Annotated in this window: 1 protein-coding gene; it reads left to right on the top strand. The window is 46.1% G+C overall.

Annotation, left to right across the window (positions count from 1 at the left end; translation table 11 throughout):
* A partial coding sequence (locus R8N47_RS23595) for an ATP-binding protein (RefSeq protein WP_318185902.1) occupies positions 1 to 1150 on the top strand: 1150 nt, incomplete at both ends.

The following is a 1150-nucleotide window of genomic DNA, read 5'->3' as shown; positions in this document are numbered from 1 at the left end:
AGCAGAGCGTACCGCTTTGTTACGTTCATTCATCGATGCGTCACCTGATTTGATTTATTACCGTAATGCTGATGGCGTCTTCTCCGGTTGTAACCGAGCGATGGAAGAGTTAACGGGCAAGAAAGAGCATCAACTTGTCGGCTTGAGCCCGTGGGATGTCTACAGTAAAGAAATTGCGCAACCAATCGTAGATACCGACCAAAAAGTCTTTAGCGACAACCAAGCGATCACTTACGAGCAATGGTTGGAATACCCTGATGGGCGAAAACACTATTTTGAATTGCGCAAAGTACCATTCTATAGCAAAGACGGTCGCCACTTGGGGTTGGTTGGTTTTGGGCGAGACATTACTGAGCGTAAGCGTCACGAAGAATCTCTAGAAAAAGCCAGCCGAGATAAAACGACGTTTATCTCCACAATTAGCCATGAACTTCGCACACCGTTAAACGGCATTGTTGGCTTGAGTCGAATGTTGCTTGATAGCCAGCTGACGGAAGAGCAGCGTAAGCACATGCAGACGATTAACGTGAGTGCGATTACGTTGGGGAATATCTTCAATGACATCATCGATATGGACAAATTCGACCGTCGCAAGCTTGAACTGTTACCTGCACCATTGAACTTTGAAGACTTTGTCGCCGAGATAGAGAGTATTTCGGCGCTCATGGCGGAACAAAAAGGACTGCGTTTCGACTTAGAACGTTTGAGTGACTTACCAAAAGCGATCGAGGTGGATGCGACCCGTTTACGTCAGGTGATTTGGAACCTAGTCAGCAACGCGATGAAGTTCACCAAAGAAGGTGGCGTTGTGATGACAGTCAGCGCTGATGTCGAAGAAGACTTCGCGACTATCATTATGGAAGTCGAAGACACTGGCATCGGTATTCCTGAAGCTGAACTGGATAAGATTTTTGCTATGTATTATCAAGTTAAGTCGGGCAAAGACAACTTGCATGCGGTAGGTACAGGCATTGGGTTAGCGGTTTCGAAACAGCTGATCAATATGATGGATGGGGACATTACGGTCACAAGTGAAGAAGGCTTTGGTAGTACTTTTACTGTGTCGATTCACGTTCCTATTGTTGAACTCGAAGAGCCGGTAATCGATGCAAAGCGCGACAATGTGCATCTCAACATCTTTATGGTTGAA

It is taken from the genome of Vibrio sp. 2132-1 (assembly GCF_033344315.1).
Note: the sequence above shows the minus strand (reverse complement) of the source record. Positions and strands in the feature narration are given on the sequence as shown.